Source organism: Pseudomonas sp. S3(2024) (assembly GCF_036861315.1).
GTDB lineage: Bacteria > Pseudomonadota > Gammaproteobacteria > Pseudomonadales > Pseudomonadaceae > Aquipseudomonas > Aquipseudomonas putida_A.
Genome location: NZ_JAZAQQ010000019.1, coordinates 22,596 through 42,990, shown reverse-complemented (window position 1 = coordinate 42,990; position 20,395 = coordinate 22,596). Strand labels below are relative to the sequence as shown.

The 20,395-nt window shown below is 59.3% G+C and carries 23 protein-coding genes; 13 read left to right on the top strand and 10 right to left on the bottom strand.

The genetic code is table 11. From position 1 onward, the window contains the following. Positions 1 to 235: hypothetical protein (locus VLA07_RS26845; protein ID WP_333992611.1), on the top strand; the 235-nt coding region annotated here is incomplete at its 5' end. A gap of 263 nt (positions 236 to 498) precedes the next feature. Next, the gene (locus tag VLA07_RS26840) at positions 499 to 939 is read left to right on the top strand and encodes a thiol-disulfide oxidoreductase DCC family protein (protein ID WP_333992609.1); all 441 of its coding nucleotides are present in this window, start codon (positions 499 to 501) and stop codon (positions 937 to 939) included. Between the two features lie 20 nt (positions 940 to 959). Here the strand turns inward: VLA07_RS26840 and VLA07_RS26835 are convergent, their stop codons facing one another. Continuing rightward, positions 960 to 1,451, bottom strand: coding sequence for a DUF2269 family protein (locus VLA07_RS26835; protein ID WP_096797702.1), 492 nt, complete (start codon positions 1,449 to 1,451; stop codon positions 960 to 962). 2 nt (positions 1,452 to 1,453) lie between these two features. Beyond that, on the bottom strand, positions 1,454 to 2,569 hold the full coding sequence (locus VLA07_RS26830; protein WP_333992607.1) for a saccharopine dehydrogenase family protein: 1,116 nt from the start codon (positions 2,567 to 2,569) through the stop codon (positions 1,454 to 1,456). A 236-nt stretch (positions 2,570 to 2,805) separates the two neighbouring features. Between VLA07_RS26830 and VLA07_RS26825 the strand changes: the two genes are divergently transcribed. After that, a complete protein-coding gene (locus VLA07_RS26825) occupies positions 2,806 to 3,927 on the top strand; it encodes an SMP-30/gluconolactonase/LRE family protein (protein ID WP_333992605.1) in 1,122 nt (373 codons plus the stop codon). Positions 3,928 to 4,072: 145 nt separating this feature from the next. On the opposite strand, the gene VLA07_RS26820 is transcribed toward VLA07_RS26825, so the two are convergent. Beyond that, positions 4,073 to 5,152: an SDR family oxidoreductase gene (locus VLA07_RS26820; protein ID WP_333992603.1), complete on the bottom strand. Its 1,080-nt coding sequence runs from the start codon at positions 5,150 to 5,152 to the stop codon at positions 4,073 to 4,075. Between the two features lie 74 nt (positions 5,153 to 5,226). Here VLA07_RS26820 and VLA07_RS26815 point away from each other — a divergent pair, with 74 nt between their 5' ends. Further along, the gene (locus VLA07_RS26815; protein ID WP_041074696.1) at positions 5,227 to 5,619 is read left to right on the top strand and encodes a MerR family transcriptional regulator; all 393 of its coding nucleotides are present in this window, start codon (positions 5,227 to 5,229) and stop codon (positions 5,617 to 5,619) included. Then, positions 5,612 to 5,749: a DUF1993 family protein gene (locus VLA07_RS27305; RefSeq protein WP_442969560.1), complete on the top strand. Its 138-nt coding sequence runs from the start codon at positions 5,612 to 5,614 to the stop codon at positions 5,747 to 5,749. The genes VLA07_RS26815 and VLA07_RS27305 overlap by 8 nt, the downstream gene beginning before the upstream one ends. A 19-nt stretch (positions 5,750 to 5,768) precedes the next feature. On the opposite strand, the gene VLA07_RS26805 is transcribed toward VLA07_RS27305, so the two are convergent. The 3 genes from VLA07_RS26805 to VLA07_RS26795 form a co-directional block, all read right to left on the bottom strand. After that, on the bottom strand, positions 5,769 to 6,203 hold the full coding sequence (locus VLA07_RS26805) for a GFA family protein (protein ID WP_333992601.1): 435 nt from the start codon (positions 6,201 to 6,203) through the stop codon (positions 5,769 to 5,771). Positions 6,204 to 6,386: 183 nt separating this feature from the next. After that, entirely contained in the window at positions 6,387 to 7,619 is a 1,233-nt protein-coding gene (locus VLA07_RS26800; protein WP_333992599.1) for an NADH:flavin oxidoreductase/NADH oxidase family protein, read from the bottom strand. Between the two features lie 74 nt (positions 7,620 to 7,693). Further along, complete coding sequence (locus VLA07_RS26795; RefSeq protein WP_333992597.1) at positions 7,694 to 8,773, bottom strand: saccharopine dehydrogenase family protein; 1,080 nt, start codon at positions 8,771 to 8,773, stop codon at positions 7,694 to 7,696. A gap of 194 nt (positions 8,774 to 8,967) precedes the next feature. Between VLA07_RS26795 and VLA07_RS26790 the strand changes: the two genes are divergently transcribed. After that, positions 8,968 to 9,759: a type 1 glutamine amidotransferase domain-containing protein gene (locus tag VLA07_RS26790; protein ID WP_097087841.1), complete on the top strand. Its 792-nt coding sequence runs from the start codon at positions 8,968 to 8,970 to the stop codon at positions 9,757 to 9,759. Between the two features lie 37 nt (positions 9,760 to 9,796). Beyond that, complete coding sequence (locus VLA07_RS26785) at positions 9,797 to 10,801, top strand: acetoacetate decarboxylase (ADC) (protein WP_431061417.1); 1,005 nt, start codon at positions 9,797 to 9,799, stop codon at positions 10,799 to 10,801. 15 nt (positions 10,802 to 10,816) lie between these two features. On the opposite strand, the gene VLA07_RS26780 is transcribed toward VLA07_RS26785, so the two are convergent. Together VLA07_RS26780 and VLA07_RS26775 are read right to left on the bottom strand one after the other, a co-directional pair. Then, positions 10,817 to 11,296 (bottom strand): MerR family transcriptional regulator, encoded by a 480-nt coding sequence (locus tag VLA07_RS26780; RefSeq protein WP_333992595.1) that lies wholly within the window; start codon positions 11,294 to 11,296, stop codon positions 10,817 to 10,819. A gap of 72 nt (positions 11,297 to 11,368) precedes the next feature. Then, complete coding sequence (locus VLA07_RS26775; protein ID WP_333992593.1) at positions 11,369 to 12,064, bottom strand: tRNA (adenine(22)-N(1))-methyltransferase; 696 nt, start codon at positions 12,062 to 12,064, stop codon at positions 11,369 to 11,371. A 286-nt stretch (positions 12,065 to 12,350) separates the two neighbouring features. Between VLA07_RS26775 and VLA07_RS26770 the strand changes: the two genes are divergently transcribed. Both VLA07_RS26770 and VLA07_RS26765 read left to right on the top strand, forming a co-directional pair. Beyond that, positions 12,351 to 12,683 (top strand): low molecular weight protein tyrosine phosphatase family protein, encoded by a 333-nt coding sequence (locus VLA07_RS26770; RefSeq protein WP_247268667.1) that lies wholly within the window; start codon positions 12,351 to 12,353, stop codon positions 12,681 to 12,683. 48 nt (positions 12,684 to 12,731) lie between these two features. Continuing rightward, positions 12,732 to 12,890, top strand: a complete 159-nt coding sequence (locus VLA07_RS26765; protein WP_081730283.1) for a DUF2986 domain-containing protein — start codon at positions 12,732 to 12,734, stop codon at positions 12,888 to 12,890. 31 nt (positions 12,891 to 12,921) lie between these two features. On the opposite strand, the gene VLA07_RS26760 is transcribed toward VLA07_RS26765, so the two are convergent. After that, positions 12,922 to 13,518, bottom strand: a complete 597-nt coding sequence (locus VLA07_RS26760) for a DJ-1/PfpI family protein (RefSeq protein ID WP_096797689.1) — start codon at positions 13,516 to 13,518, stop codon at positions 12,922 to 12,924. Positions 13,519 to 13,789: 271 nt separating this feature from the next. On the opposite strand from VLA07_RS26760, the gene VLA07_RS26755 reads away from it, so the two are divergent. From VLA07_RS26755 to VLA07_RS26745, 3 genes are all read left to right on the top strand, one after another. Then, positions 13,790 to 14,713, top strand: a complete 924-nt coding sequence (locus tag VLA07_RS26755) for a LysR family transcriptional regulator (RefSeq protein WP_330206828.1) — start codon at positions 13,790 to 13,792, stop codon at positions 14,711 to 14,713. Positions 14,714 to 14,813: 100 nt separating this feature from the next. Further along, a complete protein-coding gene (locus tag VLA07_RS26750; RefSeq protein WP_333992588.1) occupies positions 14,814 to 15,539 on the top strand; it encodes an alpha/beta fold hydrolase in 726 nt (241 codons plus the stop codon). A gap of 105 nt (positions 15,540 to 15,644) precedes the next feature. Continuing rightward, on the top strand, positions 15,645 to 16,094 hold the full coding sequence (locus VLA07_RS26745) for a GNAT family N-acetyltransferase (protein ID WP_333992586.1): 450 nt from the start codon (positions 15,645 to 15,647) through the stop codon (positions 16,092 to 16,094). 79 nt (positions 16,095 to 16,173) lie between these two features. Here VLA07_RS26745 and VLA07_RS26740 read toward each other — a convergent pair whose 3' ends face one another. Then, the gene (locus tag VLA07_RS26740) at positions 16,174 to 17,544 is read right to left on the bottom strand and encodes a hypothetical protein (protein ID WP_333992585.1); all 1,371 of its coding nucleotides are present in this window, start codon (positions 17,542 to 17,544) and stop codon (positions 16,174 to 16,176) included. A 163-nt stretch (positions 17,545 to 17,707) separates the two neighbouring features. Between VLA07_RS26740 and VLA07_RS26735 the strand changes: the two genes are divergently transcribed. After that, on the top strand, positions 17,708 to 20,089 hold the full coding sequence (locus VLA07_RS26735) for a DUF3772 domain-containing protein (protein ID WP_333992583.1): 2,382 nt from the start codon (positions 17,708 to 17,710) through the stop codon (positions 20,087 to 20,089). The last annotated feature ends 306 nt before the right edge of the window (positions 20,090 to 20,395 follow it).

Genomic DNA, 20,395 nt, shown 5'->3' with positions numbered 1-20,395 from the left:
GCGCGCATTCTACAGCAGCCTCATTTGCTGTCAAGTGATTATTTTCAGAAGTTTTCGAAGATTTCTTCAACAACTTCAACCACTTGCGCTTCCGATCTCTCGTCAGCGGGAGGCGAATTCTACAGCGTTACACGCTGCTGTCAACACCTCTTTTTCTCCGCTTTCGACCGAGAAGATCGAACCGTCAAAAGAGCCAAACATCACTGCTCTTTCAACTCCTTCCAGGCTTCGATGAACTGAAGCAAGTCGCCGTCGAAAACCGCATAACTCGTTGAATCTCAAGGAGTTTTCCGTTTCGACTGCGCCGGAAGTGGGGCGAATTATAGACCTCCTGAATCTGCCGTCAACCGTTAATTTCAGGTTTCTATCAATGCACCGAAAAAGCCTGCTTATATATAGACGCACCGTCAACAGATGCGCAGCATACGGTCCATCGCCTAAAACAACGCCTTCGGATGATGCCTCACAATGACAGCCCAACTTCCTGGACCCCGGCCCTTGCCCGGCTCCCGAATACGCCCTACCCCAGCGCCTCTGCTCAATCCAGGCGAGACCGTGGTGCTGTTCGACGGCGTCTGCAAGCTATGCAACGGCTGGGCGCGTTTTCTGATTCGCCACGACAACAAACAGCGAGTGCGCCTGGCGGCAGTGCAATCGCCAGAAGGTCAGGCCTTGCTGGCATGGGCCGGTCTCCCGGTGGACGAATTCGACACTATGGCGGTGATCCGCGACCAGCATTACTGGGTGCGCTCCGATGCGTTCTTCGAAGTGATTGCACAACTGCCGGCTCGTTGGTCGCTGGTCAGGCTTCTGCGAGTTTTCCCACGAGCACTTAGAGATTGGGCCTACGACCGCGTCGCACTGAATCGTTATCGGATCTTCGGCAAGTACGACACCTGCCTGTTGCCCGACCCCGATCACGACCGTCGCTTCCTCTAGTCGCCAATGTGAATGCTCCGCTACAGCATCAACTGCAGCCATTGCCCCGGCGTCATCTTCGTCACCATCATCAAGACAATCACGAACATCCCGAGAAACCCGCAAACGCCCATCCAGAACCACTGCCGATAAACAGCCCGGTAATCAGCATCAACCCCTGCCCCACATTGCACCGCGTCCGCCGCCATCCCTTGCAAACGTTTCTGCAGCAACAGCACCGGCAGCCAGAGCGATCCCACTATCAAGAACAGGATCAGCGACATCAGCACCCAGTCCGTGGTCAAGGGCAACCCGGAAAGCCTTGTCAGCCAGTAACCCGTCGCGATCTGGATGAAGCCCGCCGGCGTGGTGATCCAGGCGTCATAGCGCACCACCATTTTCGCCACATGCGCGATCACTTGTGGATTGGCCGTACGGCTGGCGGCAATCAGGTACAGATAGGAACCCATGCCGAAGCCGAAGAGGAAAATCGCAGCGATGACATGCACGTACTTCACGCTCAGATAAAGCATGCTCACCAAGTCCCGTCAGAGAACATCACAGACAGGCCAAGATTCTGCGGATCGTTGATCGCTGCCATGTATTCGTCGACGCTGATTTCACCGACACAAGGACGGGCACCCGGTTCGGGCAGGTAACCTCGGGCGATCTTCGCGGCCAGAGCGACGGCAGCACAACTAGGGATCTCCGGCCCCTTGTCATTCAGCGCGGTCAGTTGCGCCGTCATCGACAACGGCAGGTCGTTCATTCCGACACCCCGCACATCTATATACATCGCACTTTTGCCATCACCGAAACGCTCAAACCATGTCCCCCAGCGATGCAACCTGGCGGCCCACACCCTGTGGTCACGCACCAGCCCTTTTCTCATCGCCAGTGCAAACAGATAATTGGCCACGCCGCCAAGCTTGAGGCCAGCGCCAGCCTTGAAACTCAACGTGTGCGCACCAAACCGGCTGGCAAAGATGTCCATGTCCGGTACATCAACATTGGCCAGCGCACGAGTGCCCAGGTTCTGCAGCTTGCGCAGGGTCAGGTCTTCCCAGCCCATCACCTCATGCACTTGACCATTGCGCAGTTGGCGGATCGGTTTGCCCGCATACGCCAGTACACCCTCGATCGTCGACAACCCCGGCATTTTCGCTGACGAGGAAATGCCGTGTTCGATCGAGTCGATGCGTTTGAAGTGATGGCGCTGCTCATCGATGATCGCCGACGACAGCGTCGGCACCGAACTGCAACCACTGAGGATGGCGACACCGGCCTCCCTCGCCCGTGCATCGAGTGTGCCGATGCCATTGACGAACGTCCGGCAGTCCGCCAGATCGCAATAATTGACGCCCGCCTCGATGCAGCTTTCGGCCACTGCATAGGATTGCCCCTGAAACGGGCCGCCCGTGTGAATCACCAGTTGAATATTCATTGCGCGCAGAGCAGCGGTGAAACCGGCGCCCATCGCATCACCACACCAGCTTTCGCAGCTCGCCCCCAACTCAGCGACCTTGCGCTCCAGCTTCTGCGGATCGCGCCCCGAGATCGCCAGTTCGATGCCCGGCATATCGATCAGATGCCGACAAACGATGCTGCCAAAGTTTCCATACCCGCCAACCACCAACACCCTGAGTGCCATCAACGCTTCCCTGAACAATTCAACAACTGCCCCGCAACCGGGCTCGGCGCAGCTTCCCTGATATCACCGGGCCAGGCAAGACAGCATCGGTAAGAGTTAGCGCCATGTCGGCCAGATCGATTCCAGTCACCGGCATGACATGCAGCGCTGGCGACTGCCACATCAACTTGTACGATGTCTTATCACAAGGTATTACTACGTCTCCTCAACAAAAATAAAACCACGGAGATCGCTACATGGACTCATTCCTGTCCGCCAAGCCTCAAAGCCTTGATCAAGCGCAAGGCAATACCCGCCGCAGTTTCCTGAAAAAGTCGCTCGCTGTTTCCGCCACGCTCGCCACTGTCGGCAGCGCCGCACTGCCCCGCTTCTCCGATGCCGCCGAACCCTTGAGTCAGCGCTACCCTGATCCACTGATTCATATCCTCGACGACAGTTTCCTGGAGCTACGCGTTTTCAACGCCAGTGTTGAAAAGCTCGCCACCGGCATGCGCTGGGCCGAAGGACCGGTGTGGGTCGGTGATGGCCGCTATCTGTTGGTCAGCGACATCCCCAATAATCGCATCATGCGCTGGGACGAAATCACCGACTCCTTCACGGTGTACCGCGAACACTCAAACTTCTCCAACGGCATGTGCCGGGATCGACAAGGGCGTCTGATCGTTTGCGAAGGCTCCACCACCACTAGCGAAGGGCGCCGCATCACGCGCACCGAACACAATGGCACGATCACCGTGCTGGCCGACAGTTTCGACGGCAAGCCCTTCAACTCGCCCAACGACATTGTCTGCAAAAGTGATGGCTCGATCTGGTTCACCGATCCGCCATTCCAGACCGGCAACAACTACGAAGGCCACAAAGTCACCCCGACCCAACCCCACGCCGTGTACCGCATCGACGGTGAGAGCCAAAAAGTCACTCGGGTAATCGACGACCTCAACGGCCCCAACGGCCTGTGCTTTTCTCCCGATGAAAAGACCCTGTATGTCGTCGAAGGTCGCGCCAAGCCCAATCGCTTGATCTGGGCGATTGCGGTGAAAGACGACGGCACCCTGGGTGAACGCCGCAAGCACATCGAAGGCTTGGACTATGCCGCGATTGACGGCATCAAGTGCGACGAAGCGGGCAACCTGTGGTGCGGCTGGGGCGGTAATGGTGATCCCAAGGCCGACCTGGAAAAACTCGACGGCGTGCGTGTTTTCAACTCGCAGGGCAAGGCCATCGGGCACATTTCGCTGCCAGAGCGCTGCCCGAACCTGTGCTTCGGCGGGCGCGAAGGCAATCGACTGTTCATGGCCAGTAGTCACTCGATCTACTCATTGTTTGTGAATACTCGCGGGACTACGTTTGCGTTGTAAAACCGACGTTGGTCTAGCGACAGCTCCGTGAGTAGCGAAACAAGATCCTGCCGCGCATCCGAGGCTGCGCGGTGACGATCCTTGTTGCTGAATTGTCGTTCGATAGAATGCCGCCCTGTATCGACGGCGGCGCCCAAGGGAGAAGTCAGAGTGCCTGGCCCTTGGCTATGCAATACGCGTTGACGAACGTTGCCGTGTGCTGCAAAGCCTGACGTATATCCGGTTTGGCGATTCCATGCCTGTTGGCAAACTGCTCGACCGCCGCGGTGTTGAAACGAGTGGTCTGGATAAAGTCCAAGGCTTCGGGTTTTGTATTCAAAAACCACGCGACCGGAGGAATACTCAGTAGCCACTTCAGCAGTCGGAGTGAAATGTGATGTTTGGGAGACTTCAAGCCCAAAGGTTTAGCCACCTGTGCCAGGAGTTCTCGCAAGTTTGGCGTTTGATCATCAAGCGCCAGCAGTTCCTCGCCCACCATGGCAGGATCAAAAGCACAAACAGCCACCAGTTCGACCAGATAATCCACGGTGACCAGTGGCAGCCAGTGCTCGGCGGTACCGGGCACTGCAGTCATCTTGCCCTGCACCAGGTTGCGTATCAGCGCCACCAGCGGCTGACCGCCAACGATATGCCCGGTGCGGCTGTGGCCACAGACCGTCGCAGGGTGGACAACGGTCATCTCACCACCCTTGGCGGACATGACCTGCTGGGTCGCAAAATGCGCCTCCAGCTTGCTTGCCTCGTATCCACCGACACGTCGGTAGACGGCGGGCCAGTTCGTCAACTCCGGCTGACGAGGATCAATGCCGATGCGTTGCAGATGTTCATGATTGTTCAGCATGTAGCCGCCGATCATCACTAAACGGCTTTTTTGCTCAGCCGCCAACAGCGCCACACGCTTTGCCCCCTCCACATTCACCGCACGAGACTGCTCCATCGAAAGCCCCCATGCGAAGTGAGCGCCCAGATGGAATATGACGCTGGCGCGCCTCAGCACCTCCTGATCAGCCAGGCTCAGCCCGAGATTGTCCTGTTCCAGATCGCCAGCCACGGCAAATACCCGTGCCGCGCACCCGCCTAAACTATCAACTTGCTCGCGCAACGCAGCCAACCGCTCCGGGCGACGCATCAATACCCGAAGGGTGTGACCTTTTGCACTCAGGTTCGCCAGCAAATGTTGACCGATGAAGCCGGTTCCCCCCGTGACAAAGCACTCCACGCTCATTTCCCTGCTCCTTGTTGAAGGTGAGAAATCAAGCGTAAAGTATCGACCCAACTCTACAGTCAAGCGGTGTTTTCATGAAAATCGGCGAACTCGAGGCTCGCAGCGGCGCCAGCCGTCATACGTTGCGTTACTACGAGCAGATCGGCCTGATCTCACCGCTGCGGCAAACCAACAATTATCGTGTCTATACCGAGCAAACCCTGCAGGATCTGGACTTTATCCAGCGCGCGCAAAGCATGGGATTTTCCTTGGGGGAAATAGGCGAGATTCTGGATGCGCAGCGCAACAAGCTGATCGACTGTGCTGACGGCGCGAAGCTGATTGAAAAGAAGATGGCCGAAATCAAACAGAAAATTGCCAACCTCCAAAGCATCCATCGGTATCTGGATGTAGAGCGTGCGACCCTCGAAGCGAGTGCTGCCAGGCAACTTGAGCTTCAACAGTTGAGCGACGCTGCCAATCATTGAGCCTAAGGCAAATGTCGTGGGGAGGCTCCTGCGCAAAGTGTGCTGTGCCTACAACATCCTGCGCCAAAATGGTGTGCCGCTGGGCAAGGCGGATTATGTGCAGCACATGTTTGCGTATCTAAGGAAGTAATTGCAGCGCGAGCTTCGGGTCAATCAGGATTGAGCCGAAGTTTTTGCAGAAGAAACGCCAGTGACTCCACCGCCCCGTGATAACTCCGCGTTGAACGCTGCGTATCCCATGACATGGCATCGTCCACACAGAAATCGCCAACGCATTCCATGCTCAGATCCTCATCGAGCAGTCCGAGCGGAATCCACACGTAAGGCGATTCGCGAAGCGGGTTGGGCACGGTCGAGCCGCATTGTGCGCAGAAGTCGTTTCTGTAGCCGGTGGATTTGATCCAACTGTTGATCGAGTCCTGCCCTGCGTCCCAACGAAAGTCCCGAGCGCTGACCAGAGTAGCGAGGTTGAACCCGACACCGGTTTGTTTGCGGCACAGTGAGCAGTGGCAGCGATAGAAAAAGCGCGGTTCCACTGTGAGGGAGAAGCGTACTGCAGCGCAAAGACACTGCCCTGTTATCACGGATATCTCCTTTGGACGAGCGCTTGCGCATCCATGCTGAAGTTTCAAAACCGCATTCTAGCGATCTGCGACCGTATGACCTTGGCCCGAAATAAGAAAACTGCGCCCACAGTTTGCCATCGGTTGACTTGGCGGGCTCTCGTCAGAACGTCCGCCAACGTCAAGATTGAAATGCCTTGCGACTCACGCCGAACGCTTTTCCACCCAGCGCCGATATTGCCGAGTGCGAAACGCCATGGCGATCTGCTGCAAAATCAGCGCGCGTAACGGTGACACCCCCGGATCAGGCTTTTTCGCCCGACTGAGTTTACCCAGCTGAAACTTCACCACCGCCATGTTCGCCAAGGCCGCAATGGCCTTGTTTTTCCAGGTGATCGGCGGCAATTGCGGGGCGTTGTCCTTGCCCTGCAGCCAGTCACGCGGCAGGTACGGATCGATGGCCAACGCGGTACCAATGCCGACCATGTCCACACCACTGTGCACGACGCTTTCGGCAACCGGACGACGGCGGATGCCGCCGGTGACCATCACTGGCATTTTGGCAACGGTCTGCAGGTCCCGGGCAAACTCGACGAAATAGGCCTCGCGAGCCAGAGTTCGACCATCGCGCGCCTCACCCTGCATGGCCGGGACTTCGTAGCTGCCGCCGGACAGTTCCACCAGATCCACGCCCAGATCGTTGAGCAACTCAACCACCTTTTTCGCGTCGTCAGCGGTGAATCCGCCGCGCTGGAAATCGGCGGAATTGAGTTTGACCGCTACGGCAAACTCTGCAGAAACCACCGCCCTGACTGCCTTGACGATCTCGACCAACAACCGCGCGCGGTTCTGCAAAGAGCCGCCCCACTCGTCCGTCCTTTGATTGGTCAGTGGCGAGAGAAACTGGCTCAACAGATAGCCGTGGGCGGCGTGGATTTCCACGCCGGTGAACCCCGCCTGTTCACCGAGGCGTGCGGTATTGGCAAAGCGCTGGATGACGTCCTCGATCACACTGGCGGTCATGGCGTGGGGCGTGGCGAAACGCTTGGACAGTTTGCCCAGCTCCAGCGGCACCGCTGACGGCGCCCAGGTTTTCTGCCCGAGGTTGGACTGCATCTGGCGCCCCGGATGATTGATCTGCAACCAGAACTGCGCACCGGCAGAACGGCCGATCCGCGCCCAGCGCTTGAACTTGTCGAGTTGCTGATCATCCTGCAGCACCACGCCGCCCGGCCCGGTCATGGCGCGGCCATCGACCATCACGTTGCCGGTGATAATCAGCCCGGCACCACCGTCGGCCCATGCCTGATACAGACGCATCAGTTCTGCAGAGGGAGCCTGGTCGGCGTCCGCCATGTTTTCTTCCATGGCGGCTTTGGCGATGCGGTTCTTGATGGTCAAACCGTTGGGTAAGGTCAGGGGGTCGAACACATTCATGGGGCAGTCCTCAACTGGAGATGAGGCCACCATAAGATTGAAGTCAACTTTAAGGTCAATGACTTTTTTCAAGGTCATTCAATGTTGATTTCGCTCGACCCTGGCAAGTGCGTCACTAGATCCGCGCCCAACAACCGCGCAGGTGTGTAGGCACCGCCGGGTGGTGTTGTCTGCAACAGATAGCCGACCACCGCCAACGCAGCGTCGATCGTCAGGCTGTAAACGTTCGCGGTGTGCACGCGGGCGACTTTGCTTTCACCGCGCGCATTGCGGGCCTCGCCCCACACATAGGTGCCTTGGTCAGCACGTTTTGCCTGATCCGGGCCGGTCACTGTCTTGCCGATGCGCGCCTTGAGCAGCCGCTGCACAAACGACAGTCCCAGCAACGGACGAATCCAGTTGGCGAGCCTGGCGCCGCGAATCATCCCCGCCGAACCCGGTATGAACACCTCGATATTGGCGATGCCGGTGGTGTGCCAGGCGGTGGACACATCGCCCCAGGGGATGGTCATCGCCAGCTTCTCCCCGGCACCGAAATCGATACGCCGTACCCGATAGGCCAGCGGCACGGAAACAATCTTGTCGTCACGTCGGACCTTGCCACCCTGCGCCAGGCCTTCGATTGATGTCTTGGCAGTGCCGGGTGAAAAGCTCGAACGTGAATCGAAGCCCAGCGCCAGATGCGTCGCATCCGGCAGCGCGTCTTTCAGGGCGGCGGCAACGCAGTCGGTCGGGACTACATCGAAGCCGACGCCGGGGCAAATGACTGACCCCGCTGCCCGCGCCCGCTCATTCAGGGACTGCGCATGTTCGAATACGGCAATCTCGCCAGTGATGTCCAGATAGTGTGCGCCGGCTCGCAGGCAAGCCTCGATCATCGGCGCGGCGGTCGCGGAAAACGGCCCCGCGCAATGCAGAATCAAACCGTGGCCCTTGATCTGCGCCAGCAACCGCGCAGGGTCGTCCAGACCGAACACCCGGGCTTCGAGACCCAGTTCCCGGGCCAACGCTTCGACCTTGTTGCGGCTACGTCCGGCCAACACCGGCCTGAGTCCACGCCTGACGGCATCGCGAGCGATCAGTTCGCCGGTATAGCCGTTGGCGCCATAAATCATCCATTTCATCGGTGTATCCGGTAGGTCTTGCTGACTCATGCGTGGCTCCTGAGTGGATTGATGACCGGCGTTATTGCCTTGCCCAATCAGCGTCAGACGCTAGCGTTAAAGTCAGGTTGAGGGTCAAGCAAAAGTCCGATGGCATCGACGCAAATTATTCGCAGCAGCGGGGTTGACCTTAAAGCGAGGTTTAAGGTGAGCATGCGCCGACCTGCTTGCTCGATGGAGCCCGGATGATGCTCAAGACCCTTGTTTCCTCTGCCCTGTTATTGATAGGTGGTGCTTTCATGACGTTTGCAAATGCTGAGTCGGCGGCTATCAAGGATCGCCAGATCCTGGTGATCATGACCAATCACGCCAGTTATCCCTCTCGAACCGATACCACCGGGTTGTGGCTGACCGAGCTGACCCACTTCACCGATGTGGTGGAAGCCGCCGGCTACACCACTGTGTTTGCCAGCCCCAAGGGTGGCGCGGTGCCTCTGGACGAACGCAGTCTGGGCTGGTTGTACATGGACAAGGCTGCGCGGGAGCACTTGCAGTCCCCTGCGTTCCGCGCGCGCCTGGCCAATACGCTGCCGATCGCCGAGGTCGATCCGTCCCGCTTCGGCGTCATCTACTTCACCGGGGGCCATGGCGTCATGTGGGACTTTCCCGACAACCCTGACCTGCGCCGTGTCGCCGAAACCATCTACAACCAGGGCGGCATCGTGTCGGCCGTGTGCCATGGCGTAGCGGGTCTGCTGGATCTGAAGGACAGCCAAGGCCAATTGATCATCAAGAACCGAAACATCACCGGTTTCTCTGACCGCGAAGAGCTGCTCTCGGGCATGAAAAATCAGGTGCCATTCTTTCTTGAGGACCGCTTGGTGAGCCAGGGCGCGCACTACCGCAAGGGCTGGCTGCCGTTCACTTCGTTTGCCATTACCGATGGAAGGCTGGTGACCGGCCAGAACCCTCAATCGCCCAAAGCCGTGGCTGAAGCCGTGATGGCGGTGCTCAACGCCGACGAACGAACGCGCTAAATCTTTTTGTAGTGCCTACCCACCGGAGAAAGTCCGATTGAAACTCGCAAGCGCCGTTTTAACAGGATTGCTGATCACCACTTTTGCCAACGCTGCGTTGGCGGAGACACCTGAAATGTCCGACCTGACCGAGACCACCACCATCGACATTGCCGGCCACCCGGTGCCCGTCGTCAAGGGTGGCCTCTATGACCGCTTTCGCTCCAATCCGCCGTTGTCGGTGATTGCCGCCGAAGTCCCGGGCGTTGATTTAAGCTGGTTCAAAGGACTGGAAAAGCACAAGGTCGACATTGGCTTCGAGTCCTATTCCCCAAACTTCTACTACCAGAACAGTCGTGTCACGGCGATCTATACCGCCGACCTCGACCGGCTCCGGGCGTTGATGCCGCCCGAAATACTGGCCACCGTGCAACCGCTGCAAGTCTGGCCAGGACGTGGCTTGATCGCATTCACTGCGTACACCTACGAGCATTGCGATAACGACGCCTATAACGAAGTTGCCGTGTCGATCATCACCAACAAACCCGGCAAAGCCAACCTGGGCCCGCTCACGTTGATTGGCCAGTCGATGTCAGAAGATTTCTGGGGTTATGTGCTCAAGTTGCCGGTCAATACCGAGCTGGCGCGGGTGCGCGGAGTCGTCGGTTACAACCTGCCGAAGTGGCTGACCGGCATTGATCGCAAAGAAAACGGGCAATCCGTGATCTATGAGATCAGTGACAGCCAGACCGGCAAACCGGACGTGTCCTTCACTGCGAAGAAGCTCGACAAACTGTCGCGCGATGAGGATATCGTCACCAGCAGCTTTACCAACCTCGATCACCAGGGCCAACTGGCCTATGGCTACGCGGTGTCGCGCCAACTCAGCCACGGTTCCAGCCGGGACGCGGATGCCGCCACGCTGACACTGGGCGATGGCAGCCTGTCGAACTACTTGCGCGACTTGAAGCTGGGGAAAATGCTCAAGTACGAATATGTCCCCGAGTTCCAGAGTGCGCTCTATGCGCCAAAACCGCTTGCCACGCTGGTTGGCAATCGCTGAAGGCTGTAACGCCCGTCAGACTCTGGATGCCTGACGGGCGTTTGCTTTTCTTGCCGCAGCTGCTGGCTGCTTGGCGGGCGCAGAAGCCACGCCTTCTTCGCACAGCCGTTGGATCAGCCTCTGCGCATTGTCCGCACACGCCATCCCCGCAGGTTTGCCCTCGATCCCCTTGATGACCAGCAGTAGTTGTTCCTTGTTCTGCGCCAGCCGTTGCTGCAGGACTTCGATTTCTTCGACCTTTTGCTTCAAGCCACTGAGCAACTGGTCATGCTGCCAGCCACTCGCGTTCATCGGCATCAACTGACGGATTTCCTCCAGGGAGAAACCTGCCGCCTGCGCGCCGGTGATGATATGCAACACCCACTGTGTGTCGGGGGCGTAATCGCGATAGCCATTGGCTTTGCGCGCGACCGAAGTGATCAACCCGCTCGCTTCGTAGAAGCGGATACGCGAAGGCGCCAGTCCGCTGATTTTTGCCAGTTCACCAATTCTCATGTCCAACTCCGCAGCACGTTAACCTTGAATCTGACTTTAAACCTGAAGGAGTGCAACAGCCAACACGGCAGATCACGCCAGCAACTCAGTCATCCACTGCACCTGCCGCATAACTTCTTCCAGCCTCTCCTCGGGCACAGCCTGGCGTGCCTGTTTGAAGCTGCTCAGGGTTTTCTGTTTCTGCCTTAACAAGCGCTGCCATTTGGCGATGAATGCCGGGCTGCGCGTCTGCATCAGCAACGGGCCGAAGTACAACTGTTCGGCGCTATAACTCAGTGGTGCGCCGCGCTCGGCGACGATGATTTCGTAGAAGAAACGGTTTTCCTGCAGCACTTCCTCATCAAGAATGCGGTAGCCGTTGTCCATCAGCCATTGGCGCAGGGGTTGCTCGCCGCCGTTGGGTTGCAGGATCAGCCGTTCGTGCCCGCGCAGGCGCGCCTTGCCGCTGTCGAGAATGTCGCGAATCGTCTCGCCGCCCATGCCGCAGAGGCTGATCGCGGTGATTCCTTCATCAGGCTCGATCGCCGCCAGACCACTGGCCAGACGCACGCTGATGTGCTGCTGCAGATCGTTGTCGCGCACCGTGCGCACCGCGGCATGGAACGGCGTCAGCGCCACCTCGCCGGCCACCGCCGATACGATGGCGCCACGGCGCATCAGGGCCACCGGCAGATAGCCGTGATCCGAGCCGATATCCGCCAAGCGCGCGCCGGCCGGTACATGCGCCGCCACCCGCTCCAGTCGCATGGACAATGTGTGTTCGTTCAACTGCCGCCCTCTTCCCCAGCCATCGCCGGCGCTGCTGGCCGGACAAGGGGCGCGACTCTAGCGGGCAATGATGGGTATTTCAAATCCGGGCAAGCGCCTTACTGCGTTGGTGTGACCAGTGGCTGCAGAGGCAAGGCTTCAACGGCTCAACCACCTAGCCACTGCGTCGATTCACGCTTACCATACCCACAACTCGTATTACCGCGGCTGCTGACAAACTGGCCAGGGCGCTCCAACTGGGCATGAACTATCCCATCCGCACCACCCGCCAATTGCTGGATCAAGTGTGACCAATCTCCTGTTCGTGTGCAGCCGCAACCAATGGCGCAGTCCGACGGCGGAGGCGATCTGGCGCCGTCGACCCGGTTTCGAAGCCCGCTCGGCAGGCACCAGCCCCAACGCACGCAAACCCATCGGCCCGGCGGATATCCGCTGGGCCGATGTCATCTTTGTCATGGAACGCAAGCACCTCAATCGCCTGCAAGCCGAATACACCCGATTACTTGAGCACAAGCCGATCCACACGCTGGATATTCCAGATGACTATCGCTTCATGGATCCCGAGCTGGTGGACATTCTTGAGGACGCCGTGAAGCCTTATCTCGAGCCTCGGGCTTAGTGCTCAGGCTGCCATCCTCATCACCGTACTTTCAAATTGAGTAGAAACATGAACCGCCAAAAGAAACTGCAGCAATTGTTCAAGGAAAAGGCCAAAAAGGCCAGCGCCAAACTGGCGCCGAAAAAGCCCAAGTACATCAGCAAGGCCGACCGCGCGAAACTGGCGGCCGAAGCGGCGGCCGAACCGGTTGAAACCCGTGAGAGCTGATTCGCTGCTTCAGGCGTCGATTAAACGTGCTTTACAGATACGCCTCGATGTTCGCGATCGCCCGATCGATGTAGAGCTCTTTCTCGCCAACGGGCGTCACATAATGAAACGCGTTGCGGGTGGCCTCCACACCGGCCAGACGGGCGATGAACCAGGCCGCCATATATTGTGAGGACAGGCAACCGCCAGCGGTGGCGACATTGCCCTTGGCCATGAACGGCTGATTGAGCACCGCCACACCTGCCTCCTCCACCCAGGGCTTGGTGATCAGATCGGTACAGGCTGGGACGTCATTGAGCAGGCCGAGCTTTGCCAGGATCAGCGTGCCCGAGCACTGGGCGCCCAAGAGCTGGCGCTGCGGATCGAGCCGTAGCCGCGCCATCAGCTCGGTATCCGCCACGATATCCCGGGTCAGACTTCCGCTGCCCACCAACACCGCGTCCGCGTCGCTCGCCTCCTCCAATGACACCTGAGCCTCGATTACCAGGCCATTCATCGAGCGCACTTTTTCCGTCGGGCTCGCGATCGACACGCGCCAATCGGGCTGTTTGACGCGGTTGAGAATGCTGAACGCGATAAGTGAATCCAGTTCGTTGAAGCCTTCAAAGGTCAGGATGGCGATGTGCATGGTGAGTCTCTAAATGGGCGATGACTCATCGTAAAATCTGCCGCTCATCACAATCAAAAAATTGTCATGAGTACATTGCAGGCGACATCGACGGGCATTTGATACACCGGCTACGCGCCACGGAAAGGACGGCTGAACAACCGCGTCGTCTCGCCCTATACCTTCTCAGACGACCACGCCTGCATGCCTGCCAGGAAAGATCGGGCTGTAGCTTTCAGCCAGTGGCTGTAGGAAAGTGGCGAACATCGAATGATGAAAAGGCCAACACCCCATGAAGCCGCTGGATCTGACGCGTTTCGACCTCAATCTTCTGGTGGTTCTTGAGGCGCTTTGGGCGCAAAGGCACGTCGGTCGTGCGGCGCAGCACCTGCATCTGTCGCAGTCGGCCACCAGCCATGCCCTGTCGCGTTTGCGCACGGCGTTTGATGATCAGTTGTTCATTCGCAACCCTCGCGGCATGGCACCGACGCCGCTGGCCATCGAGCTGATGCCCAGAGTGGCGGCGGTGCTCGAATCGGTGCGGCTGGTCGCCAGCCCACGGGGGCCGTTCGATCCAGCGCGTCTGCAGGCGACACTGCGGATAGCGGCCACCGATCACGCCGTGCTGACCGTCATCGCCCCGGCGCTGGCGGAAATTCAGGTTGCGGCGCCGGAGGTGGTGCTGAAACTCGGGCCGGTGGATGGCGAGTCGGCGATGCGCCAACTGGACGCCGGCGAGATCGACCTGGTGTTGGGTTCGGGTTCGTTTGCGCAAGTGCCGCAACGCTTTGATTGCCAGCTCGCGCACAAGGAGCGATTCGTCGGCATCGCCCGCAAAGGGCACCCGGCATTGGTCAAGCGCGGCAAACATTTGCATATGGAACTGGATGACTTCACGCGTCTGCCGCACGTTCTGATTTCGCCCCGGGGCGACGCGCGGGGCGCTGTCGATGACGCGCTGGAACAGCTCGGTCGCAGCCGCAAGGTCAGCGTCACCTGCCCGAGTTTTCTGGCGGTACCGTTTATGATCGGCGCATCGGAATCGATTGCCGTAGTCGCCGAACGTGTCGCCTTGCAGATGCAGGAAACCGCACAACTGAGCCTGTTCGAATTGCCCCTGACGCTGCCCACCTGGGAGGTCTTCGTCGTCCGCGCACGCGGGCGCGCCAACGAGCCGGCGGTTGAATGGATCACCAGAATGCTGATCGGCGACTGATGATCGACCTCGTGCATCGAGAGGCTGCACCAATGCCATTGGATCGCGCGCCTCGGTGCTCCTAGAGTGCGGACATCCGTTCAACATCCCTGGAATTCTCATGCAAATCGAGCCCACGCTGGTCATGGTCCCTTGCTTCGCCGGTGCGCCGTGGCAGCTCAACCAACTCAGCCACTTGCAGCACCGCGCCATGCGTACGTTGCGCTTACCGGACGACGTCGCTGATCTGGAAACGCTCGCCAACTTCATCGTTGATCAAGTGAAAGATCTCGAATGCTACGTGCTGGTGGGCGACTCCTACGGCGCGGTCGCCTCGATCGCGGTTGCAACGCGCCAGCCAAAAGGCCTCAAGGGCCTGGTGCTGTCCGGCGGTTTCGCCAAAAACCCGATCACCTCGCCCCTGCTGAAAACGCTGGCCGCGCTGGCGCCGTTCTTCTCCGGGCCGTTTTATCGACAGACCACCCTGCGCTTCCACGCCGCGCAACTGGCTTCGTCGTTCGACAAGGAAGGCGAAATCCCTTGGTCAACCGCCAACAGCCGCGCCTTCTTCATCAAGCAAACCCCACACAAGGCCTACGTCAGCCGCGTGCGCTCGATCGAGACCGTCGACTACACCGCCCTGCTGGCAAAGATCGACGTGCCGACGCTGATCCTCACGCCCGAGGAAGACAGGCTGATCGGCAGAGAGGCTGCGGGGATCCTGCTGAAAGGGATACAGGCAGCGCAGGAAGTCGTCATGCCGAGGACCGGGCATATGTTCAGGTTTTCCCATCCGGGGGCGTATTCGCTGGAGGTCAGGAAGTTTCTGCAGCGGGTGGCGCTTTGAGTGTATTTGGGCCAGTCAGATGCTGCGCGGCATATCGATCCGAATTGCCGTTTGTTGTTGCAGCCACTAGCCTCACCAGGTCAAAAGCACAAATCAGAGACCAGCATGACCGCACGCCCCGCCACCGATAGCGACCAGCCAGCCCTCTTCGACTTGCATCGAGCAGTCTTCCGCGAACACATCGAGAAAATATGGGGCTGGGATGAGAGTTGGCAACGCGCAAATTTCGCAACGGAATTCGCCTGCGCAGCCACTTCGGTTATTGAACAAGACGGCCGGATTGTTGGCTATGTGCAGATACTGGACAAAGAAGATCGAATCCATGTTCAGAACATCGCTATTTCGCCCGAGTACCAAGGCAAGGGCATTGGCTCGCGCATTCTGAAGAACCTTCAGCTGCAAGCCGCAGCCCGTCAAGTGCCGTTGCAATTGGGCGCTTTTCGCACGAACACTCTGGCGCAGAAGCTCTATGAGCGACTGGGTTTTCGCCAGACTGGCGCGACAGACACGCATATCGAAATGTCGTGGACAGGCCCTGACAGCCAGCAGACGTGATCCGAATCCAACCGCGTAACAGACCTTCCCCGATTCAACCTATCCGGGTTCGAGCACTCATACCTGCCTGACAACAACTTCATATCAGCCTGGCAACCGACCCTGTCGGCAATGCCCCGTCCTTCTCAAGCGCAGTCAGTTTCTCGACAATTCGGGCACGCTCGCTTTCTGATGTTTCGCGGTCAGTAATCGAGTAAGTCTGGCCATAGACCCATGCACGCAACTGCTCAAGCACGGAAGGTTCAGCAGGTGTGCGAGACAGCTGCTGCAACAGATATCCGGCCTGCGTCCATTTGGGCATCAGCTCAAGCAGTGCCTGACGTCGAGAGGCGGATAACGTTGGCCAGAGTGTTTCGAGCTGAGCGCTGAATGCTGACTCGATGACTTTCCATGGCTGCGGGCGCAGGCCGCGTACCCCGGCCTCGAACACCGGGCGTGACGGATCCGCGATCGCCACGATCAGTAAATCAGGCCTGCCCTCTCCTTCGAGGCTCAAGACCAGTGCCCGAACCTCGCCACTGTTTTGGCTGAGGGCTGCGTTCATCCACCCTTGCGGGATCGCCATGCCAAGCGACTGCGCCAACCCGAGTACGCCAAGCCAACGGGCTTTGGTAGCGGGAATCTCGCCTGCCAGTCGCGCTCGTAGTACCTGCAACGGGTCGACGCCATACTTTCTGGCGGCCCAGAGTGCAGTCGATCTTGCTGCAGACGATGGGTCGGTCAGAAAGTCTTCGATCAGTCGTGTGCGATCCGTTTGCAACTCAATGGCTTGCAGAAACGACAGGCGCCTGAGAATGCTGCTGTTGCTGGCGAGTCCATAGGCAATGGCCTTCTGCGCCGATGCCAGAGGCAGCGCCATTGCCCTGCCGAGCGCAGCCCGCCGCACACTGAAATCTGCATGATGAAGGCTCGCGACAAGAAACGCCTCCAGCTCATCTGCGCGCTTTGTCTGAGCGAGTACCCTGAAAAACAACCGCGTACAGGCGCCACGGCTGGTTTCGAAGGCAGCTGTGGTTTGCGCGAGGCATTCGGGTGTTGCCAGCAGCGCTTCAAGCTTTTGGATAGTAACGCCGTGGTCTTCGCGTCGACGCTGCTCAAGTGCAAGGATGGCGGGAGTCTTGGCGATCAGCCAAGGGCCATACTCGGGGGTCAGGTAGTCTGCGAAAGCGTCTCTGGCCGCCGCGCGTACCTGCGGCACCCAGTCGTTGAGCCGCACGATAATGGACGCCAGCCGCTCGGTCGATTGCGATGAGCGGATTTGCCGTAGACCGGCCTCCCGGTCGAATCCATCCCAGGACGTGACCAGCCACTTCCAGTCACGCACTGGCAATACTTCTGGTGGATCCACTGGATCTACTGGATCTACTGGATCTACTGGATCTACTGAGCGTTCGTTTTTTGCAGTGGTGGAAGTTTTTCCGGTGAGTCTTTGCAACAAAACTTTCCACATGGAGCTGACTATCCCTGACGTCCGAACATTGGCGTGAGCCATAGCATGCCTGTCACCGAGTTTTTTTGAAACGCATGCCCTGCTCCCCCCGAAATTTTCCGCCGCGCCCGGTTCGATCACCTAACCTCATAGCTTGTGTGATCAACGAGAACCGGCCCCTCTCATGCGCAACACATTGAAGTCATTGTTTTTTGTCGCGCTGCTCCTGCTCGCTCCGAGCGGTTCGGCGTCGTGGGCGGCGGATTTGCCGACGCCCTCGGCGACCGCTGCGGCGCCGCTGGTGGAGGTCTCGCAAAGTGATCTGCAAGCCCTGCAACTGCGCCTCGACGGGCTGAAGCAGCAGATTTCCGCCGCCAACAACTACAACCAGCTCGAAGGCCCGCAAGACCGGGTGCAGACGTTCATTCTGGATGTCGATCGGTTGTCGGCATCGTTGTTGCCGCAGCAGGCACAACTGGCGGTGCAACTGGGGGTGCTTGGCGCAGCACCGGATACGCAGATTGCCGCCGAACAGGCGGAAATCGCCGCACAACGGGCGCAGCTCAACGAGCAGAAAAACAAGGTCGATGCCACGCTCAAAAGCCTTGCCGCGCTCAAACAAAGCGCCGCCGAGTTGATCACGCAAATCGCCGGCATCCGCCGCACGCTGCTCGAAAGCGAACTGACGCTGCGCACCGACAGCATTCTGAGCCCGGACTTCTGGTCGCCGTTGGTGGTGCCGGAGCCGGATGATCGTCAGCGCCTGAAGTTTTTCATCGATCAGGTCAGCATCACCTGGGCCACAGTCTGGGCACCGGGGCAGCGCTTTTTCACCTGTGTGCTGGTGCTGCTGGCGCTGGCTTTCTGGACGGTCGGCCGCCGACTCGCCGAGCGCGGGCTGACCTGGTTGTGCATCCACCGCATGCCGGAGGGTCGCCTGCGCCGCAGCGCGCTGGCATTCGCCTCGGCGCTGGCGACCCTTGGCACCACGGCCATCGCCCTGCATCTGCTGTTCTACGCCTGCACCCGCCACGAACCACTGACGCCCATGCTGCAGACTTTTTCCGAGGAGTTCGAAAAAGCCGTTTACGCCTGCGTCCTGATCACCGCGCTGAGCCGCGCGCTGCTGTCGACTCAGCATCCTTCATGGCGGCTGCCGGCGATAGCCGACTCGGTGGCGCTGGCATTGCGGCCCTATCCAAGGATTCTCGCTGCCACTCTGCTGGTGCTGGTGACGCTGGTGCAGGTCAGTAACGCCACCGGCATGAGCAGCCAGATCGTGATCGCCCAGCGTGGGGTGATTGCCATCGTGGTGATCGTGATTCTGGTGCCGCTGCTGTTGCGCGTCGGCAAAGTGCGCAAAGCGTTGCTCACCGCCAATGAACCGGAGGCCGGCAGCACGTTTGCCGGGGCGATCTACAGCATCGCCACGGTGTGCATGTGCGTGTCGGCGCTGGCCTTGCTGACCGGCTACGTATCGCTGGCCCGCTTCGTCACCTATGAATTGGTCTGGGCCTATATCGTGTTGGCCGGGTTCTATCTGCTGGTTCAAGTGGTCAAGGACGCCTGCGAATACCTGTTCTCGCCGCGCTACTCGGCCGGCAAGACCATCAAGCAGACCCTGGGCATGGGCGACCGGCGGCTGGAGCAGATTTCGATTGTACTGTCCGGTGCCAGCCGTGCCGGGTTGCTGTTGCTGGCAGTGATTACTCTGTTCGTCGGTGGCATTGGCACCACGTTCGGGCAATTGACCACTAATGTCATGGGCATTCTTGGTGGCGCCGGGTTGCGCAAGCTGAACATAGTCCCGGCGCATCTGATCAATGCCGTGCTGGCGTTGCTGATCGGCATCTACCTGATCCGCGCCCTGCGCCGCTGGCTCGACAATGAATTCCTGCCCAAGACCGACATGGATCCGGGCATGTGCGCGTCGTTGAGCACGCTGTTTTCCAACATCGGTTATGCCACGGTCATCCTCCTGACGCTGTCGTCGCTGGGCGTGCGCTGGACCAATCTGGCATGGATCGTCAGTGCGTTGTCGGTGGGGATCGGTTTCGGCTTGCAGGAGATCGTCAAGAACTTCGTCTCCGGGCTGATCCTGCTCACCGAACGCCCGGTGAAGGTCGGCGACCTGATCAGCATCAGCGGCGTCGAGGGCGATATCCGCCGGATCAACGTGCGCGCCACGGAAATCCAGCTCAGCGACCGCTCCATCGTAATCGTGCCCAACTCGCAACTGATCTCGCAGAACCTGCGCAACGTCACCCTCGGCGGCAGCGCCCAGGGGGTGGCAAGCCTGGAGCTGATGTTCCCGCTGGACATCGACCCCGAACAGGTCAAGGAACTGCTGCTCAATACCTACCGCGAAAACGAAAACATCCTCGACAAACCGGCGTCGTACGTGCGCTTCAGCAAGCTGTCGCCGGATGGCATCACCTTGACGGTGACCGGCTACGTCGGCAGCCCACGGATTGTCGGCGGGACCAAGAGTGACCTGCTGTTCGAGATACTCAAGCGACTGGGGGATGCGGGGATTGCGCTGGCGAAACCCGCCGCCACGCCGTAGCAGACCACCCCCTGTGGAAGGTGACTTGCCAGCGACGGCGGTGGGTCAGTCTGAAGTGATGGCGGCTGACACGGCCCCATCGCTGGCAAGCCAGCTCCCACAGGGGTTTGCGNCCCCTGTGGAAGGTGACTTGCCAGCGACGGCGGTGGGTCAGTCTGAAGTGATGGCGGCTGACACGGCCCCATCGCTGGCAAGCCAGCTCCCACAGGGGTTTGCGGTTAACGCAAATGTGCCGGCTGGCCTAAAGCATTGTAGGAGTGAGCCTGCTCGCGATGGCGGTGGTTCAGTCACAGCGGGGGTGACTGA

What these genes read in the sequence shown, in the direction of transcription:
- VLA07_RS26835 (WP_096797702.1), bottom strand. Translation starts at nt 1,451, where the DNA reads ATGCTTTATCTGAGCGTGAAGTACGTGCATGTCATCGCTGCGATTTTC.
- VLA07_RS26830 (WP_333992607.1), bottom strand. Translation starts at nt 2,569, where the DNA reads ATGGCACTCAGGGTGTTGGTGGTTGGCGGGTATGGAAACTTTGGCAGC.
- VLA07_RS26825 (WP_333992605.1), top strand. Translation starts at nt 2,806, where the DNA reads ATGGACTCATTCCTGTCCGCCAAGCCTCAAAGCCTTGATCAAGCGCAA.
- VLA07_RS26820 (WP_333992603.1), bottom strand. Translation starts at nt 5,152, where the DNA reads ATGAGCGTGGAGTGCTTTGTCACGGGGGGAACCGGCTTCATCGGTCAA.
- VLA07_RS26815 (WP_041074696.1), top strand. Translation starts at nt 5,227, where the DNA reads ATGAAAATCGGCGAACTCGAGGCTCGCAGCGGCGCCAGCCGTCATACG.
- VLA07_RS26800 (WP_333992599.1), bottom strand. Translation starts at nt 7,619, where the DNA reads ATGAATGTGTTCGACCCCCTGACCTTACCCAACGGTTTGACCATCAAG.
- VLA07_RS26795 (WP_333992597.1), bottom strand. Translation starts at nt 8,773, where the DNA reads ATGAGTCAGCAAGACCTACCGGATACACCGATGAAATGGATGATTTAT.
- VLA07_RS26790 (WP_097087841.1), top strand. Translation starts at nt 8,968, where the DNA reads ATGATGCTCAAGACCCTTGTTTCCTCTGCCCTGTTATTGATAGGTGGT.
- VLA07_RS26780 (WP_333992595.1), bottom strand. Translation starts at nt 11,296, where the DNA reads ATGAGAATTGGTGAACTGGCAAAAATCAGCGGACTGGCGCCTTCGCGT.
- VLA07_RS26765 (WP_081730283.1), top strand. Translation starts at nt 12,732, where the DNA reads ATGAACCGCCAAAAGAAACTGCAGCAATTGTTCAAGGAAAAGGCCAAA.
- VLA07_RS26760 (WP_096797689.1), bottom strand. Translation starts at nt 13,518, where the DNA reads ATGCACATCGCCATCCTGACCTTTGAAGGCTTCAACGAACTGGATTCA.
- VLA07_RS26755 (WP_330206828.1), top strand. Translation starts at nt 13,790, where the DNA reads ATGAAGCCGCTGGATCTGACGCGTTTCGACCTCAATCTTCTGGTGGTT.
- VLA07_RS26750 (WP_333992588.1), top strand. Translation starts at nt 14,814, where the DNA reads ATGCAAATCGAGCCCACGCTGGTCATGGTCCCTTGCTTCGCCGGTGCG.
- VLA07_RS26745 (WP_333992586.1), top strand. Translation starts at nt 15,645, where the DNA reads ATGACCGCACGCCCCGCCACCGATAGCGACCAGCCAGCCCTCTTCGAC.
- VLA07_RS26740 (WP_333992585.1), bottom strand. Translation starts at nt 17,544, where the DNA reads ATGTGGAAAGTTTTGTTGCAAAGACTCACCGGAAAAACTTCCACCACT.
- VLA07_RS26735 (WP_333992583.1), top strand. Translation starts at nt 17,708, where the DNA reads ATGCGCAACACATTGAAGTCATTGTTTTTTGTCGCGCTGCTCCTGCTC.